The sequence below is a fragment of the Streptomyces abyssomicinicus genome (genome assembly GCF_008974245.1).
Classification (GTDB): domain Bacteria; phylum Actinomycetota; class Actinomycetes; order Streptomycetales; family Streptomycetaceae; genus Streptomyces; species Streptomyces abyssomicinicus.
Genome location: NZ_BBZI01000005.1, coordinates 1858824 through 1876413, shown reverse-complemented (window position 1 = coordinate 1876413; position 17590 = coordinate 1858824). Strand labels below are relative to the sequence as shown.

Annotated in this window: 13 protein-coding genes and 2 pseudogenes; 11 read left to right on the top strand and 4 right to left on the bottom strand. The window is 67.3% G+C overall.

Annotated features, from left to right (window positions below):
* The 8 genes from GBN72_RS08000 to GBN72_RS07970 all read left to right on the top strand — a co-directional run.
* Positions 1 to 1095: DEAD/DEAH box helicase (locus GBN72_RS08000; protein WP_281371475.1), on the top strand; the 1095-nt coding region annotated here is incomplete at its 5' end.
* Positions 1085 to 1630, top strand: coding sequence for a hypothetical protein (locus tag GBN72_RS35125; protein WP_246212319.1), 546 nt, complete (start codon positions 1085 to 1087; stop codon positions 1628 to 1630). The genes GBN72_RS08000 and GBN72_RS35125, both read left to right, overlap by 11 nt.
* 139 nt (positions 1631 to 1769) lie before the next feature.
* On the top strand, positions 1770 to 3827 hold the full coding sequence (locus GBN72_RS07995; protein WP_246212317.1) for a TerD family protein: 2058 nt from the start codon (positions 1770 to 1772) through the stop codon (positions 3825 to 3827).
* Positions 3828 to 3980: 153 nt separating this feature from the next.
* Positions 3981 to 4505, top strand: a complete 525-nt coding sequence (locus GBN72_RS07990; protein ID WP_151770843.1) for a Pycsar system effector family protein — start codon at positions 3981 to 3983, stop codon at positions 4503 to 4505.
* A 39-nt stretch (positions 4506 to 4544) separates the two neighbouring features.
* Entirely contained in the window at positions 4545 to 5204 is a 660-nt protein-coding gene (locus GBN72_RS07985) for a Crp/Fnr family transcriptional regulator (RefSeq protein WP_151770842.1), read from the top strand.
* Between the two features lie 168 nt (positions 5205 to 5372).
* A complete protein-coding gene (locus GBN72_RS07980; protein WP_246212315.1) occupies positions 5373 to 6104 on the top strand; it encodes a hypothetical protein in 732 nt (243 codons plus the stop codon).
* Between the two features lie 251 nt (positions 6105 to 6355).
* Positions 6356 to 8413, top strand: a complete 2058-nt coding sequence (locus GBN72_RS07975; RefSeq protein ID WP_246212314.1) for a hypothetical protein — start codon at positions 6356 to 6358, stop codon at positions 8411 to 8413.
* Positions 8410 to 9069 (top strand): hypothetical protein, encoded by a 660-nt coding sequence (locus GBN72_RS07970; protein ID WP_246212313.1) that lies wholly within the window; start codon positions 8410 to 8412, stop codon positions 9067 to 9069. The genes GBN72_RS07975 and GBN72_RS07970 overlap by 4 nt, the downstream gene beginning before the upstream one ends.
* A 423-nt stretch (positions 9070 to 9492) precedes the next feature.
* On the opposite strand, the gene GBN72_RS07960 is transcribed toward GBN72_RS07970, so the two are convergent.
* Positions 9493 to 11058 carry a restriction endonuclease subunit S domain-containing protein gene (locus tag GBN72_RS07960; RefSeq protein ID WP_151770839.1) on the bottom strand — a complete coding sequence of 522 codons (1566 nt, stop codon included), beginning with the start codon at positions 11056 to 11058 and terminating at the stop codon, positions 9493 to 9495.
* Between the two features lie 269 nt (positions 11059 to 11327).
* Here GBN72_RS07960 and GBN72_RS07955 point away from each other — a divergent pair.
* Positions 11328 to 12537, top strand: a pseudogene (locus tag GBN72_RS07955) (IS256 family transposase).
* A gap of 99 nt (positions 12538 to 12636) precedes the next feature.
* On the opposite strand, the gene GBN72_RS07950 reads toward GBN72_RS07955, so the two are convergent.
* Positions 12637 to 14778 carry a hypothetical protein gene (locus GBN72_RS07950; RefSeq protein WP_151770838.1) on the bottom strand — a complete coding sequence of 714 codons (2142 nt, stop codon included), beginning with the start codon at positions 14776 to 14778 and terminating at the stop codon, positions 12637 to 12639.
* Between the two features lie 244 nt (positions 14779 to 15022).
* Positions 15023 to 15863, bottom strand: a pseudogene (locus GBN72_RS07945) (IS5 family transposase).
* A gap of 386 nt (positions 15864 to 16249) precedes the next feature.
* Here GBN72_RS07945 and GBN72_RS07940 point away from each other — a divergent pair.
* On the top strand, positions 16250 to 16834 hold the full coding sequence (locus tag GBN72_RS07940; RefSeq protein ID WP_151770837.1) for an SMI1/KNR4 family protein: 585 nt from the start codon (positions 16250 to 16252) through the stop codon (positions 16832 to 16834).
* Between the two features lie 2 nt (positions 16835 to 16836).
* Positions 16837 to 16971 (top strand): hypothetical protein, encoded by a 135-nt coding sequence (locus GBN72_RS35840; RefSeq protein WP_281371472.1) that lies wholly within the window; start codon positions 16837 to 16839, stop codon positions 16969 to 16971.
* 121 nt (positions 16972 to 17092) lie between these two features.
* Here GBN72_RS35840 and GBN72_RS07930 read toward each other — a convergent pair whose 3' ends face one another.
* The gene (locus GBN72_RS07930; protein WP_151770835.1) at positions 17093 to 17584 is read right to left on the bottom strand and encodes a hypothetical protein; all 492 of its coding nucleotides are present in this window, start codon (positions 17582 to 17584) and stop codon (positions 17093 to 17095) included.
* Positions 17585 to 17590: the final 6 nt, after the last annotated feature.

Sequence of the window (17590 nt, the reverse complement as noted above, 5' to 3'; positions counted from 1 at the left end):
AGCGCCTCCTATCAGCGGTTGTTCGCCCACTTCCGGGATGCGCGCACGCTGTTGATGTCGGCGTGCTTCCAGCGTCTGGACGGCAAGCCGATCGACGCCGATGTCGTCTACCGCTACCGGCTGGTGGATTCCATCGCGGATGGCTCGGCGAAGAACCTGCGCGTGCACCGGTTCGCCCCGGATGCGGCGGCGACGGTGTACGAGGCGGTGTGGCCCGACGGGCGGCGTGAGCAGATCGTGGGCCGCGACGCCCTGCTGGCCGCGCTCGGAGACGAGCGGAAGATGGCCCGCATCACCGCGCAGTCCGATGCTTCAATCCGGCAGGTGATGGCCGTGACACGGGCCTGTTTGGACGCGCAGGCCAAGCTGCTGGCCCCCGTCAAACCCCGGGTCCTGTTTGCGGCGTTGGGGCATGCCCACGCCCACCAGATCGCCCGGATTGCCGAAGAGCACGGCATCTCCTGCGCCACGCTGCACCACAGCATGTCGGCGTCGGCGATCAAAGCCACCCGGCGGCGTTTCGAGTCGGACGCGGGTGATCTGCAGGGCATCGTGCAGTTGCGGACGCTCGGCCAGGGCTACGACTTCCCGCCCATCACCGTGGTCGTGCCCGTGCGCCCCTACGGCAGCTTCGGCGAGTTCTACCAGTTCATCGGGCGCGGGGTACGGGTGCTGCGGCATCCCGGTCTGGCGGCCGATCAGCAGTACCTGGATGTGGTCTGCCATGCCGAACTCGGCCTCGAGGACCACCTGGAGGGCATGTGCGAGGACAACGACATGGATCCCGCGCTGCTGCTCGACGTCCCCCTGATCGATGCCGACACGCTGGAGGCTGGCGTCGTGGGTGGTGACGACGCTGAAGAGGAGACATCTGACAGTGCGTTCCTGGGCGGGGTCGAGGCGTTCGTGCTGTACGAGCAGGGGCGTGTGGAGCAGCGGGTCGTGCACGACCTGGACCGGGTGGAGGCCCGGAGGACGGAGCGGGAGTTGCAGCTGATGGCGCAGCGCTACGCCGTCTACGCGCAGAACACCGCGACGCCGATGCCGTTTGAGCAGTTCGTCGAGTACATGCGGAGGCTGACCGGTGGCCGGTGATCTGTCGCGCTGGTGGCAGCCTGCTCTCGACGCGTCTCCCGAGGACTGGCTTGCCCTGGAGGCTGCTGCCGGTCGGCAGCAGCGGTTCGCTCAGCTCGACGCCCTCGCGGCCCGGCTGCTGGCCGCGGCGCTGGCCGGCCGGCGGGTGGCCTCGGTGGTCAAAGGGACAGGGCCGGAGGCAGCGGACAGCGTCAAGGTGTTGAGACTCACCGCCCGGCAGAGGGCATGGTGCGCCGAGGCGTTCGGCGTTCAGGAGCAGCAGCGGCGCGGTGCCTGGTATCTGCCGCAGAAGATGTCACTGAAAGGCGGGGCGGTGAATCTGCCGCACCTGGTGCGCCAACGGCCCGCTCACGCGCTGACGTTGGCCGCGGACGACTCGGCCGGCATCATCCTGGTGGACGGGTCGGCCGACGCGGTGTTGCTGTGGTCGGTGCTGGTCCCGTTGTTCGAGACACTGATCGATCCGATCCGGGTGCGGGCCGACGGGCCCGGCCAAGACCATCGACGACCAGCGGCGGCTGTGGTCCGGCATTGAGGAGGGCTACCGCCTGCTCGGCATTGCCGACGAGGCGCTGGAGGACTTCACCTTCGGCGGCGGCTGGCACCGGTTGGACCGGCCCGGGCAGCAACGCGCCCGTCTGCGTCTCCTGGACTCTCTTACCTCCGTCGATCCGATGCAGCTGGCCACCCGCCACCGCAGCCTGCAGCTGCAGGCCCTGATGGCCGCCTTCGCGAAGAAGGCCGCTAAGACCGGCACTGTCCTGGCGCGCCGGGTGCTGACGCGCGCCCTGCAGCCGGTCATCTCCGGCTACTTCGCCGGCGACTGGCTGGCCGTGATGGACTACCTTCAGGCGCCGCCGCACCCGGACGAGGAGGTCATCACCGCACTGCCTGAGCCGCGCCTGTATGTGGGGATGTCCGCCCAGGCGGCCGGCATGGCGGCCGAGGCGGGCATCCCGGAGGACGAGATTCATGCAATGCTCGCGGCCTTCCTCGGCGGCCCGACCTCCCTCTCTCCCGTCGAGGAACGCGTGGCAGCCCTGCGCAACTGGTGGACGGCCTTCGACCAGGCGCACGCCGCCCAACGCCCCGGCATGCGGTCGCTGTGGGGACTCGTCGATGACAGCATCATGGCCTTCGTGCCGGACGATCACGGCTTCACCCAGCAGCTGTACCGGCAGGTGCTGCCCGCTGCGGTCAACGAGCAGGTGGACCGGCTGTGGCAGTCGGTGACGCTGCAGCGGCACGCCAAGAGCATCGTCAGCAACCCACAACCCCACCAGCTGATGGCCGAAACCCTCGGCCCGGCCCTGGAGTTCTGGCACGGCGTCGCGCTCACCGCCTGGTTCGTGTGCGAAGGCCCCTACTCCCGCGCCCCACTGTCCGGTGTGGCCGACTACTACAGCCGCCCCCTCGCCGCACTGCGAGATACCGGCTGCCCCGTCTCGCCAGACCTTTTCGAGGAACTGCGCACCGCTGAACGGCATTTGGGACCGGAGGAGGCAATCGTCAAGCGACGCAGCAAGCTCCCGGTGGACACGGACGTCGGTTCCTTCAGCCTGACCATGAGCTACAGCAGCGGCCGCGGCAGCGGCAGGGAAGGCTTCGAGCGGGTCCGCGACATCGTCACCCGCCATCGCCGTGCCTGGGCCGAGCAGTATTTCGACACCTACCTTGAGCAGCGCTGGCGCACCGCGCTGGAAGACGTCGCCCGCGCCCATCACCGGCACGTGGCCGCGAAGAGCAGGCCGCCCACCCTGATCCAGTTCGCCCAGTTCGCCACCACCACGGCCAACCAGTGGACCGGCGGCGACCTCGGCGCGCTGTATACCGCGATCGGCGAGCCCGCACCCACCCAGCAGGAGCGCCCGGCCCGTCTCCTGCCGGGGGGCGACGGCCATGACTTCGCCCGCCGCGTCTACACCGCGCTCGGCGGCATCGCCGTCGACGACGATCTGCGCATGAACCAGCCCGAAGAAGCCGGACGGCAATGGCAACTCAGCTGCCTGGCCGTCGAAAGTCTGCGCTACGTGCAGCTCCACGAAGCCCTCGGCCAACCCCCCACACCCAAACAGTTCGGCTCCACGCGGCTGGCCTTGGTCTGGCCCGGAGGAGAAGCCGAAGGCTGGCCCGTCTTCCAACACACCCTGGCCGCGCTCACCAACACCAACCTGCCCTCAGAGCGATCGGACGCCGGGCCGACCGAGAGCCACCGTGATGCCCCGCAAAGCGCCGGGAGGGCGCTGAGCAAGGGGGCGAACGCCCCTCTGGAAGCCGAAGCCGTCACGGTACGCCTCATCACCACCGGCGCACCCGTCGATGTCTCCGCCGTGCTCCTCACCAGCCACGGCAGAGTACGCGGCGACCACGATCTCGTCTTCTACAACCACCCCCACCAAGACGGAGTCCACAGCAGCACAGCCGCCATCACCGCGGAACTACCCCATATCCCTGCCGACGTCCACAGCATCGCCGTCATCGCCAGCATCGGCCTCGAAGCACAGCCTACGGCCGTCTTCGACCAGCAATCCATATGGCGTGCGGAGACCACCCAACCCTCGGGCACCAACTTTTCCTTCGAGCCAGCACCCTTCACTTCGAGCGAGACCGTCTCCATCGTCGTGGAGATCTATCGGCACGCTTCGGGCTGGAAAATGCGTGCTGTCGGTCAGGGCTACGACACGGGGCTTGCCAGCCTGGCCGCGGACTACGGCATCGACGTCGAACCCTGACAGCGAAGTCAACGCCCGCCGCGCCCTCTGCTGCCTCACTCGCCCTTGCGTGACCTACAACGCCCGCACGGGGCCCGCTGGTGGGCACCGCCCGGAAGGAGAGCAGAGGACAGTCGAGTCATCAATGCGGCGGTTGGCTTCGCCTGGAGATGCATGGGGGTGGTCATGGGGCGCAGGGCCGGTGACGTGGCGAGGGCGGACGGGCAGCAGGTGCTGCGGCTGCGGGCCATGGCTGCCGACATGGTCGTCGAGCTGCAGCGAGCGGATGCCAAAGCCACTGCTGTGTGCGGGGCGGCGGCGGGATTTCTGACGGCTGGCGTGGCGATGTTGTTCGGGGTGAATGCCCCTAGCGGCCTTGAGGTGGCGCTGCTGTCCACCTCGTTGTTGTTGACGGCGGCGGTAGGCGCGGCCTTGTGGGCTCTGCGCCCGGTTCTTCCCCCGGCCGGTGCGCCTGACGAACTGCTCGGGTTGCGGCGGGGAGCGGACGCCGGGTTGCTGGTGGCCTCATTTGCCGAGATGAGCAGTGCGCGCCAACGGGACCTGGCGGAGAAGCGGTTGTCGGTGATGGCTGTTCTGGCGCGGCGGAAGTTCCGGGCGGTCCGTCTGGCGGTGGATCTGGTGGGGATTGCCCTGACGGTGGCCGGAATTGGGCTGTTGATCACCTACATGCCATGTTGAGACCATCCGAATGTGAGGGGCGCCACACCTGGGGGGACTGTGTATCAGCCGCACATCACGGTGATCGGTGAACAGTTGTGGTCTCAGTTGCGTGATCTCGCACCGCGGAGGTCGCGGCCGGCGCGCAGTGTGCTGTTACGGCAGGGCGATCCCGGGACGCATGTGATCCTGCTGGATTCCGGTTCCACGCTCGTGACGCTGACCGGCCAGAGCGGGGAACGGACGCTGCTGGCCGTGCGGGGAGCCGGTGAACTGCTGGGTGAGCTGGCGGTGCTGGACTCCCAACCCCGCTCAGCGTCGGTCATTGCGGCGGAGACCTGCATGGTACACATCGTCCCGGCCGCGGACTTCCTCGCCTTCGTGGACAAGTACGACTTGCTGGCGCCGTTGCTGCGACATGCCATCGCCCGCGTACGTGAGGCGGAGTCGGTGCGGCTCGAGCTGGCCACGGCGTCGGTTCCTGCCCGGCTTGCCTCGGCCCTGACCCGCCTGGCGGACCTCTCCTCAGCGACAACACGCGAGCTGTCGGTCCGTCTCACGCAAACCGAGCTTTCCCAGATGATCGGTGCCTCCCGCAACGCTGTCGGCACCGCTCTCAGGCCGTGGCGCGAGCACGGCTGGCTGGACACGACCCCCGGCGGGGGACTTGTGGTGCGCGACATCGCGGCCATCCGACGGCACGTCCGCGCCGCAACGTGACGCACAGCATCACAGTGATGCCCATTCCTGGGCACCACCCGCAGAAGGCCTAAATCAGCATGGCACCTGCTGTGACCGCCATGACTGAAAGGCCCGGCTTCCATGGATGCATCTGTCCTTCCGGACAGTCTCGACGTACCCCCGGAGCATGCGCTCCTGGTCGTCGACATGAGGAACTACAGCCAGCTACCCGAAGCGAAGATGGCTCCGATCCGCGCCGACCTGGATGACATCATCCTCAACACGGTCTTCCCGCACAGCGGGCTCGACGACCCCCGGTCGCGGGAGGGCGCTTACCGGGACACCGGCGACGGCGCCATCTGCGTGGTGCCGGCGCGTGACACGGCACGACTGGTGGACCCGCTGCTCGGCCACCTGAACGCGGCTCTTTCTCGCTACGACCAGTCCCGGCTGCGCGGCGGATCTGCGATCTGGGTCCGCGTCAGCGTCCACGTCGGTCCCCTCTCTTTGCCTGACCACCGGGGCGACGCCATCAACGAGGCCTGCCGCCTGGTCGACAGCCAGGCAGTGCGGCAGGCCATGACCGCGGCCACGAAGCACGGAGCCTACGTCGCGGCCGTCCTGTCAGGACCGGTGTTCGACCGCACCGTGCACGCCGGGCGCACGCCGCACCTGCAGCAGACGCACTTCCTGACGGCTGTCGCGCGCGTTGAGGGCAAGAGTTTCGAGCAGCCTTGCCAGCTTCACGTCCCGGGGATGGCGGCCGAGACGCTGCAGGGCTACATCACCGAACGGCCCCCGGCCGCCGACGCGGTCCCGGCTGATCCGCCGCCGGCCCCTGCAGATTCCGGGACCACGATGCAGTTCCTGGGGTCCATGAAAGACACCAACGTCATCGGCAGCGTCGGCACCTACTACCACAACAGTCCTGGGCGCTGAAACGCTCGCACTCAGCGTCCGCCGCTCCCCCATCACAGACGAGGCAGTGCATGTCAGAACAGGGTTTCGGGCCGTTAGGGCCAGATCATTCAGCCATCCCCCAGCCCGGTGAGCCGGAGCCGAATGGATCCGGCGGCTGGCGGCCGCCGTGGCGGCGGCAAGCGGACCGGCCAGAGAACTCTCCCCCGAGCAGCGTCCTGCCGCAGGGCTCGTCGAAAGGCCCGCACGCGGGCGCAGGCCCGGCGGATGCCGTGCCGGATGTACTCCTCACCAACGGCGCCGGCACTCATCTGTACGGCAGAGTCGACGTGGTCGCCGGCAGCATCAACAAGTTCGTCAGCCAAACGCGCAAGCTGGACCTGCTGGAGGGCGTGCGGATCGATCGCGGAGAGGTCCTGAGCCGGCCCTTCGTCTGCGAGGGGCAGTGGGCCGAAGCCTGGCAGCAGGCACTCACCCCGGAGGCGCCGCGACCGCGGCAGCGTGTGGTGATTGTGGTGGCACCCCGTTCCTTCGGCGCCACGACCTTCGCGTTGCGGCTTCTGGCTGAGCACACCGACAGTACGACCACGCTGGTCAAACTGGACGGGGACTGGAATGCGCCGAGCCAGGGGCGGCTGCCGTTGGAGGAAGAGCACGCCTACCAGCTGGACCTGAAGGATCCCGAGAGCGACCGGCCGTCGGCGGATTTCCTCGATGCCCTCAGCACATTCGCCGACCACCTCGGGGATGCCCGTTCCTACCTCGTGCTGACGGTCGCCCAGGAGCTGTGGGACGACCGGCTGACTACCCGCAAGGGTGTACAGGTCGTGTATCTCAGCGAGCCTCCGGATGCCCTGCGGGTGGTGGAAACCCGTCTGAACGCGGCCGGGCATGCGCCGCTCGTCGCCGACCTTCGCTCCTTCCCGAAAGCCGTGGCCTCGCTGCGGGGACTGCACGCTATGGCAGCCGTACGCGCCGCAAACACCATCGTCATGACGTGGCAGGAGCACAAGCGCCTGCAGGACGCCTGCACCTCAGCGGCCCTCCCCCGGTCTGCACCGGCCGACGCCTATCTCAGCCTGGAAGACCGCATCACCGCAGCGCTGTCGGACTGGAGGGATCACCTCGACGGGCTCTTCGGCGAGGTGGCGACCACTCACGACAATGTCAAGGGCTCCCTCACGCTGGAGGACCGCTGCCTGCTGCTGGCCCTGGCGGTGCGCCAGTCGGCTCCCCTGCCGATCGTGGCCAGCACCGCACGCGCCCTACACCAAGCCCTCGCCCCGAAGGACGCGGGCACCAGGTCGAGCCTCTCACCCACTCAGAGTTCCTTCGCCGGCCGCGGGCTGCGCCGCCGCATCCAGGACGTCGGCGCAGCCGTCGGCTCCCAGGACACCGTGCTCTTCGACCGGCCCGCCTACGGCCGGGCCATCCTCGAGTACGTCTGGGACAACTACGAGGCCATCCGCGAGGCGATGCTTGCCTGGCTCGTGCAGAGCGCCGCCGGCTACAGCACGGCCGATCTCTCGGTTGCCGCCCTGTCCGCCCTGGTCCTGCGCCACGGCACGACCGCCCACCTCACCACCCTGGGCGCCATCGCCCGCGAATCCCACCCCGACCTCCTCAGCGCCGTCCTGGACGTAACCGTCCACGACGAACACGTCGGACGCCTGGCCTGGGACGTTCTATACCGCTGGGCCGAGCAGAAGCCCTACGCGCCCACCGTCATCTCCGCTTGCCGCCGCGTCCTGCACGACGACGCCGCCAACGCGTCAACGGCGAAAAGGGCCATGGTGCGACTGCGGCGCATCGCCCACACCACCAGCGAGCCGGACCTGCGCCGTGACGTTCTCAAGGCCTTCGAAGAACTGGCCAGCCGGCCCACGGGCACCGCCCGGCTGGTGGCCGAAGTCCGCGACTGGCAGGAGTCCCAGGCATCCGCGAAGAGCGGGAGCTTGGCCTTTCTGGCCCTGATGCCCGTCCAGGACGACGGCATGCCCTGGCTCATGTCCGACCGCGCGCCGGACATCGACGTCCAGCGGGCCTTGCAGGACCTCCTCAGCAGTCCGGACACGACGGCCGAGGCCATCCCGTACCTCACCGGATGGATCCGTACGTGCGCGCCCGACCCCGCCTCCTACGGTCGCCTGCGCGACCAGCTTCTGCCGGCGCTGCGCGGTCACAACATGTTCCACGCCGGCATGGAGCTGATGAAGGCTCTGGCCGACGTCACCACGCCCCAGGGTGTCAACGCCGGCGAGGACTTCTACCAGCACCTGGTCGACCACCGTCTGCAGCCGGTGTTCTCTCTCACGAGGGACCCGGCATGAGGTGGCCCTGGCAGCGGGCGGAACGCACCACCACCTGCCCGCTTCCACGGCTGCTGGCCAGCGCGACCCCCGGCATCCCGTTCGAAGCGGTCTACACGCTGCGCTGGCGTCCCACACTGCGCCTGCGCCCCAACCTCGACGACCTCGTCCGCGCCGACGTCCATCAGAAGGCCGCCGCGACGGCGGCACGCTGGGACGCCGCCGACCTGCCCGCTGCCCAGGACGCCCTGAACGCCGCTTTGGGCGCTTCGCACGAGGGCAACCGCCACTATCGGATCCTGGCAACCCAGGTGGTGTTGCGTCTGTCGCCGGAGTCCCGGGAACGTCTCGCGCAGCGCACAGCGGACACCGAACGCATCCGGCGCCTGCAGTTCCTCAAGACACACCTTTACGACCACCCCGGCCTCGTCGTGCTCGACCGTCTCGAACGCCACCCCGGACGCCTCCCGGACGAGGAGACTGCCGCGCTGCAACGCCTGGCCCGCACGATCAAAGGCTGTGACCAGTGGTGGTATCCGCTGCTGGAACAGTGGGAACAACTCGGCGACGGCTTCAGCGATGCCGACAAGCAGCAGCGGGCGATGCTCGCCCTGCTCAACTCCGTCGCCGCGCTCAACGGCAGCGCATCATCCGCGGCGCAGGCGCCCGCCAACTGACGTCCATCACACGGCCCTTGGCACGTGGCGAACAAGGACTCTCACCGTGAAGCTTGTCCTTTGGAGAGCCGTGCTCTCCCCCCTGACCAGCCTGCAGGCCCTGCTCCTGCAACGGCGAAGCAAGACGCCGCTGTCCTACGACACGGCCTGGCGGCAGGCCCGCATGCTGCACGCACCTGACGAAATGGTCTACCGGCTCCACGGACACCACGCCGCCCCCGTCCCGTCCAACACGCCTGACCCAGCCCGTCCGTCCCCTCCCGACCCGACGGCGCGGCCAGAGGGCGGACCGCACTGAGTACGCGCTCGGGAAATCCACCTCCTCCCGGCCGGCCTGCACGCTGCTTCCGCAAGAAACCAGAGCCACGCAGGCGGCGAGTGAACCTGCCGGGCACCCCGGGGCTGGCGACAAGCCTGGGCGGGTCACAGCAGCTGTACATGCTCCAGGCTGGCCCGCAGTACCGGCGAGGCGTCTTCGACGACGTGTCCGTGCTCGAGGCTCTTGAGGATGACCTTGTCCTTGGGTGCACGGTCCACGTGGAAGGTGGACCACAGCCGGCACGTAGGACAGTCCCGGCCGACCAGGAACGGGCGCAGGAGGTGCAGCTCGTGGTCGCTGTCGCGCATGTAGAGGCTGCCGGCCTCGAGGTCGTTGCGGGGCACCGTCATGGTGCGGGTCGGCACGACCGGATGATCGCCTGCCAGCTCACGGTATTCGAGTGCGGCAGTCCGGGTGAGTGAATCCCAGCGGACGGTCGTGAGGTGCAGGAGAGGCCAGTCCGCGAGAAACCTCGCCGCCTCCAACAGGCAAGTCAGGTCGGCAAGGGCCTCTGAGGTAGCCCGCGGCAGGTCCACAGGGTCGATCCGCCGCAGGTGTGCCTGGTCGTTACGGCGGTCGCTGAGTCGTTGGCGAGCCTGGGCGGTCTCCTTGTTGTCGAGCAGAGACCGCAGGTCGTGAAGCGGGTGTCCTGGTGGCAGAGCGCGCAGTTTGCGGCTGGTGGAGACCTCCTGCAGGACGAAGGCCCACTCACCGAACCCGGGACCACCACGTCCAGCGGACAGCTTGTCCTTGATGGCGGTGGCCGATTCGAGTTCGATACCCGAAGACCAGGCGAGTGCCAATGCCAACTGGGCCGTGTAGCACAACAGAATCTCGGTCGTGTCCAGCACGGCCGCGTAAGCGCCCTGCGATGGTCCGGCGCTTGTCTGGGCCTCAGCCTCACGCCAGCGGGAGGCGACAGGGTAGGGGAATCGGGTGCGCACCGTGTGGCCCAGGTTGTCCAGCAACGATGCGGCCTCGACACGCAGCCGCAGACCTCGGCCCGATGCGATGATCCGCGACCGCGCCGCAGCCGCAGTCCTGTCCAGGAACACCGAGGCCAACAGGGAGTCTGCTTCCTCCCGCCACTCCTCAAGACGCGTCCTCGCAGCGGTGACGTCGTCCAGCGCCTTGGCAAGTGCTTCGTCAGGTTGCGGAATCGGCAAGGCCCGAAGCTTGCTGCCTCCCAAGTACAGTCCCGCCTGCAGTCCGATGAGCTTGCGGGCCAGCGGCATGCCCAGGAACAACACGGCAAAGCGGCGCTGCTGCGCGTCCAGACCGGGGCGAGGCCTCAGCGGAATGGCCATGTGAGTCGCCGCCGCGGGGAGGTTCTGGGGGGTCAGTTCCGCAACGACGAACCCGCCAGGATCCGTTGAGTGTTGGACGGGACGCACCAAGAGGTCACCGGGGGCCAGCAGATGCGACTCGGGAACATGCCCCCACAATGTCTCCTCCGTGGTGGGTGCAATCGTCCTGTCACGTCCGACATCGCGTCCTCCCAACAGCCGTACCGCACCGGGGTCTTCTGCCGTGCAGGTCCAGTTCTTCGCGTCGGCAAGATGGAGCGTCGGCAGCTGGTGATAGAGGTCGCCGAGCAAGCTCACGCCACCAAATCCGGCAAGGTCAGAGCGGCGGTCTTCGATGTCCGGGTCGTGAAGATCGAACGCCAATGATGCTGCGGGATCGGGGCGCCTACGGGCCACGTAGCCATGGCGCGCTCGGCCCCCGCCCCGGGAGAGCAGCCCCTGGAAGTCCTTCTCTACGGCGCCTTCGTCGTCGGGTCTGTAGCGTGAACGGTGTAACTCCCCGATAGGTCGCGGCAGTTAGGGCTGCTGTGACTGATGGGAGCAAGACCGTGAAGCAGAGTACGCGTTCGACCACTGAGGCGGACCAGAAGACGGCTGCGCCGTCTGTGGACAGGACCTTGGTGGCCCAGCTGATGGCTCAGGCGAAGGCTGACGGCGTGAGCCTGACCGGAGAAGGAGGACTTCTCGGCCAGCTGACGAAGCTGGTGCTGGAGGGAGCGTTGGAAGGCGAGCTCACCGACCATCTGGGCCGGGAGAACGGTGAGCGGACGGACGACGGCCGCAGCGGGAACTACCGCAACGGACACCGGTCGAAGACGGTGACGACCGAGGTTCGGGCCGGTGGAGATCGACGTCCCGCGAGACCGGAACGGGTCCTTCGAGCCGGAGCTGGTGAAGAAGCGGCAGCGGCGGCTGACGGGCGTCGACGAGATGGTGCTGTCGCTGTCGGCGAAGGGCCTCACCCATGGAGAGATCTCCGCACATCTCGCCGAGGTCTACGGCGCCGAGGTGTCCAAGCAGACGATCTCCACGATCACGGACAGCGTGCTCGAGCGGATGACCGAGTGGCAGAACCGCCCGCTCGACCGCGTCTACCCGGTCGTGTTCATCGACTGCGCGAACGTCAAGATCCGCGACGGCCAGGTCGCCAACCGGCCCGTCTACATGGCGCTCGCCGTGACCGCGGAAGGGACCCGGGACATCCTCGGCCTGTGGGTCGGTGACGGCGGCGAGGGCGCCAAGTACTGGCAGCACGTCCTCACCGAGATCAAGAACCGGGGCGTCGCGGATGTCCTCATGGTGGTCTGCGACGGGCTCAGGGAACTTCCCGAGTCCGTGACCCGCGTCTGACCCCAGGCCGTGGTCCAGACCTGCGTGGTTCATCTGCTGCGGAACAGCTTCCGCTACGCGGGCCGGCAGGACTGGGAGAAGCTCGCGAAGGACCTGCGGCCCGTCTACACGGCTCCGACCGAGGCCGCGGCAGCCGAGCGGTTCGGCGAGTTCCAGGAGAAATGGAGAACGAAGTACCGGGCAATCGTCCGGCTCTGGGACAACGCCTGGGCGGAGTTCGCACCCTTCCTCTCCTTCGACGCAGAAATCCGGAAGATCATCTGCACGACCAACGCGATCGAGTCGGTCAACGCCAGGATCCGCAAGGCCGTCCGGGCCCGCGGCCACTTCCCGACCGACCAGGCCGCCCTCAAGTGCATCTACCTGGCGATCATGAGCCTGGACCCGAAGGGCACCGGCACGAAAGCGTGGACCCGACGCTGGAAGCCGGCCCTGAACGCATTCGACATCGCGTTCGACGGCCGACTCACCACCGGCCTGACCAACAACTGACATCAGCAAACGGAGTTACACCGCTTCGCAGACACTCCCAGGTGAGATGCAGCGCACTGTGAAGCTACCAGTTATGAAAGGAAGGTTGCGAGCAGGTCGTCACAGGATGAGAGGGGTCAGTTTCGGTGACGTCCCAAGACCTGTCAGGAGGCTGACCTTGGGCACGGGCTTGTCCGCCTCGCGGCGTCCTAGAACCTCATCCCTTACAGCATCCACAGTCGTCTGCGCCCACTGCTCCTGCACCGTGGCCAGGACCAGGCCGGCCGCACCGGCCAGGGCGCACCCCTGAAGAAGCTTGGCGGCCTCATCCTTCCTCTTTCTGTGGGTGTTTGCGAGCGCGTCGTTCTTCTTGGCCTCCCCCAGCCACAGTTCCTGGGCAGTGGCGAGCGCGAAGTCCATCTCGACACAAGGGTTGCCGTCTACAAGGAGCTCGAACTCCTCGCAGACCAGTGCCTGCCGCGCCCAGTGCTCGCTGCGGAGGAACCGTGTGGCCAGAAGGGGGACGTCCCCGTCGTTCACCACGAGTTCCAGGACTGCCGGATGCAGGTCGTAGAACCATCGAGGCTCTGGTGCCGCAGGTCTCCACCGGTCAGATGTCAGCTGGTTGGTGCCCCCGCAACGCCGGCACAGATAGCTCTGACTGATCTCCGACAGAGGATAGAACTCAAGGATCGGGCAGTGGCCGCAGCCCAGCATCAGTCCGCGGCGCAGTACGCCCTGGGACGTCCACTGATCCACCTGCTCTCGCCGCGCCGTCGGCTCCCATCCATGGTCATCGAGGCCGGCGATGGCCTCCCAGGACAGCACCGTTGCCGACTTGAGCTTCCACCAGCTGCCCACCGGGCAGCCCCCGGGGACGGCTGGAGACATGAACATGCGCAGCAGGGCCCACCCAGGGCTGGCAGCAAGATCTTCCAGCGCTGTCCTGGAACCAAGGAGGCGTTCGGTGATGGCTGCCCGCTTCCCCGCTGGACTCGGGCGAACGTCTGCGCCTTGGGCAGATGCGGCGACCTTCAGCGTGCTCTTGATACCCGGCCAAGCCAGCCGTGGGGAGGCGAGGGAACCTGCCAGGGAAGCCCCACTGGGGACAAAGTCGAAACGGTGCGACCAGTAGGTGACTCCCCCGTCCGCAGCTCGAGCAAAGGTCTCCCACGGGTTCTGCCCTGCGGCCATCACGGCGTGCGAACCCAGTACAGGAAGCGGCGGCACGGGGTGGCTGGGGGCGGTAAGGGTGACCTGCCAGCGGTGCCTGTCGGGATCCAGACCGTTCGGGACTTCCGCGGCCAGCGAGAGAGAGGCCTGAAGGGTGCCATCAGGTTCCCTGGTGACGGGCAGTGAACGCGGTTGGTCCCAGCTGTCCTTCAGGACCACCATCAACGGGTGGTCAATGTCGATGGCGTCAGGGTGCACTGCTTCGAAGGGACGTTCTTCCTCTTCCGGTGGAATCGACCTGAAGGAGCGCTTGTGCCACCTCTCCTCGATCTGCTGCCGAGTCTCCTCAACGGTCAGCGACGCACTCGTCACCAGCACGCGCTTACGCGGCGAGAACAACCACATGTCGTACAGGCCAGGCTCAGCCCACGGAATCCACGTCACCACGCCACGGATCTGGCGCAGCACTTCAGCAAGGGCAAAGTCCTCCGGGCGGTCCCCCAGAACCACAACGGGCTCCCGTCGCTGGAACGCTCTTGAGACCGAGACACACAGCGCCGCCTCATGCGAGCGGGCGGGACAAGAATCCCCAAGTTCACCTGGATGCAGCTGCGAGAGCAGAGGCGACTCACTGCCGCGGGTGGCGGCCTCCTGCCACTGGCCGGCCGTGATCTGGCCTTCCACTTCGAGTTCACCGATACCCACGTGCATCGCATAGGCGAGGGCCTCCACCGCCGTCACCAGACGCCTCGGGACACCGACGCCCGTTGCCTTCGTGACCGCAGACAGTGGCGTGAGGTCGTGCACGTCGGCGTCGAACAGGTGGCTGCTCTGCACATGCTCATCGCGCCTGTTCGTACCACACAGCTCACGCAGTTCGTCGGCCGCTGCCTCGGCCTCCTGAACGATGGGCGCGTTCCACGGTTCCTTACGCAGCATCTCCTCGAACTGCTCGACAGCAGCCTCGCCGCCGGCCACCCTGGCTGCTCGACCAGCTATCAGCCCATCGATGGTGCCCGGCCACACCCCGTCGGCCGTAGCCCACGACGGCACGTAGGCGAGCACGTGATCAGGATTGAAACGCGTCAAGCAACGCTCCACAGCCGGGTGCGTGACGGCGGCAGACGGGATGACCACGCTGCCGCTGCACCCCCACACCCTGGACAGCCGTGCCAGACCCGCCGCGGCCCAAGCCACCCAGTTGTCATCATCGTGCGGGGCCACCAGGACCACTCTGGGCGGCCTGGCCGCGTAGGACAGAGGCAGAAAAGCAAACGACTGCTCAGACACCCGCCCAGTGTCTCTTATTTAGAGGTCGTTTTCGCCCGATGTTTCATCCCGGAATCGGCTGCTTGATCCGTGTTGTCGGGTCGCGCCAGGAGATGGCGTTCTCGCCGGTGAGGCGGCGGGCCATGAGGTCGGTCATGGCGATGTGGACCATGGCTTCGGAGCGGACGGGCAGGGTTTCGTAGTCGCGGGCGAGGCGGCGGTGGAGCATGAGCCAGCCGTAGGTTCGCTCGACCGCCCACCGCTTCGGGATCGGGGCGAAGCCCTTGGTACCGGGTGTGCGTGCGCTGATCTCCATGTCGATGCCGAGGGTGGCGGCATGTTCGACGAGGTGCTGGCGGTAGCCGCCGTCGACCCAGACCTTGCGGACGCCAGGGTGCTCGGCGGCCACCTGGTCCAGGAGACGGGTGCCGGCCACGGAATCCTGCACACCCGCCGCGGTGATCAGCACCGCGAGCAGGAGTCCGAGCGTGTCGGTGACGACGCTCCGCTTGCGTCCCACAATCTTCTTCCCGGCATCGGTGCCCTGGCTGGAGGCGGGGACGCTGGTGGACGTCTTGACGCTCTGGGCGTCGAGCACACAGGCCGACGGCTCGCCGTTCCGCCCTTCCTTCTCCCGCAGCAGTTGCCTGAGTAGACCGTTGAGCTGGGCGAATACGCCGTCCTGCTGCCACTTGGCGAAGTAGCCGTAGACCGTGTTCCAGTGCGGGAAGTCGTGTGGGAAGTATCGCCACTGAGCACCAGTGCGATCCACGTACAAGATCGCGTCCATGATGTCGCGCAGGTCATGTTCCGGTGGTCGGCCGAAGTCCAGAGCCCTGCCGCGGCGCTCGAAGCGCCAGGCCGAAAGCACTGGCTCGATCAACTCCCCAGCGGGCATCGGACAGATTACTCGGATACGGGCGTCGCGTCGGCTTTCTTCAAACGTACCGCCGCGGACCGAGTGCGCCCAGGCGCATAGCGACGACAACGGAAGCACGCGGCCGCGAAAGCCGGGCGTCCTGGGATGAGACAGGCGCAAGACACTGCCTGCCTCATCTGCCACCCCACCTGACCAGCAGGAATCAACCCGCACCGCCAGCACCACGGGCACCACAACCCGCCAATCCAAAAACCGCTGGATAGGTGGACAGTCCAGATGAAAACGACCTCTAAGTGGGCGTTTGGTTCGCTGTTGTCCGTTTGAGCCGGAGCTGGCTGGCAGCCAACCGCCCTCGCTCGCCAGCACGCCCAACGCAGGGCTTCTCCAGCCTCCCCGCTACAGTTCCGTCTCGTGACCGAGCCCACCCGCCGAATTGCTGCGGACGACGACGCGCTTCTAGAGAGGCTGCACGCACTTGCATGGGGTGCGGAGGGCGCGGTCCCTTCCCGCGGAGGTCTCCCGGACAAGCCCTTCCCACCCGTCACGATGGCCGAAGTCGAGCACGTGGAACAGAGGCTCGGGTATCGGCTGCCCGAGTTGCTTCGGCGTATATACACCGAGATCGGGGACGGAGGATTCGGGCCGGATGGCGGCCTCGCATCACTGATACCGCGCAGCATTCCGCACTGGCACGTCCAGGACTGGCCCTGCGCAACCGCCGTGCACGACCAGCGGTCTGGATGGGGGCCACCGGCCTCGTGGTTCTTCCTGACGGGTGGCGGCTGCACCATGGAGTGGCATGTCTCCCTGATAGCGATCGACAATCCGGTGCTTCTCTGGGACTCCGACGGCTGGGTACCGGAATGGGGCCAGAACCCTCACGATGGCCTGTGCTACGCGGCACCGTCTCTGCGCCGATGGCTGTGGACCTGGGCGGATGGAGGGGACGTTTGGGACGAGGCACTGGTGCAGATCAAGAAGGACGCCAGCAACTGAACGTGCTCGGCCACGAGCTCCTGCCGAAGAACATCGAAGGCACCCGCGCCAAGCTGAAACGCCTGGTCAAACTCGGCCTCCTCGCTGAGGCAGAGTCCGGAAACTTCACCATGGAACACCAGCCATATGGCTCGTGACCTGCGGCAATGTTAGCCTCACCGGGATCGAGCATCAGCTCACGACCCGGATCGCTGCCATTTCGTCCTCCTGTCCGGAGGCTTTCACGCCGTATACAGCTGCGTCCGTGACCGGCATCGCTCAGGTGTCGTACTCGCCGTTCCACGGGCTCGTGAAGCCCAGCCCATCGGGGTAAAGCTCAGCCCAGTCGTCCTCGCCGTCCCCATCATCGTCATGACACTCCGTGACGAGGCCGAAGAGCACCCCATCAACAGTGAGGCGGAAGGGGCGGATGGCGATGTTGCAGTACTCACGTTCCGCAAGGGCGGCGAGGTTGGCGGTGAGCCGGGCTTCCGCGCGGGCGACGACAGAGTCCTCGTCAAGCGGATGCTTCATCTGTTCTGCCCAGGTGCCGGCGCACCAGATGTCGGACTCTTGATGGTGGCCTCCATGGTCGAACTTGTGGAGCACCACGAAGAGCCGCTTGTGTTCCTCCCAGCCGTCTCCCATCGTGAACCCATCCGGAAACGCGTAGGTGATCGAAGCCAGAAACTGGCCGTCGCTGAACCGGCCAATGGTGCTCGTTCGATAGTCCGGCTCATGGGCGATGGGGATGATCTCAGGGACAGCCATGCCCCG

What these genes read in the sequence shown, in the direction of transcription:
- GBN72_RS07995 (WP_246212317.1), top strand. Translation starts at nt 1,770, where the DNA reads ATGCAGCTGGCCACCCGCCACCGCAGCCTGCAGCTGCAGGCCCTGATG.
- GBN72_RS07930 (WP_151770835.1), bottom strand. Translation starts at nt 17,584, where the DNA reads ATGGCTGTCCCTGAGATCATCCCCATCGCCCATGAGCCGGACTATCGA.
- GBN72_RS07980 (WP_246212315.1), top strand. Translation starts at nt 5,373, where the DNA reads ATGAGGAACTACAGCCAGCTACCCGAAGCGAAGATGGCTCCGATCCGC.
- GBN72_RS07970 (WP_246212313.1), top strand. Translation starts at nt 8,410, where the DNA reads ATGAGGTGGCCCTGGCAGCGGGCGGAACGCACCACCACCTGCCCGCTT.
- GBN72_RS07990 (WP_151770843.1), top strand. Translation starts at nt 3,981, where the DNA reads ATGGGGGTGGTCATGGGGCGCAGGGCCGGTGACGTGGCGAGGGCGGAC.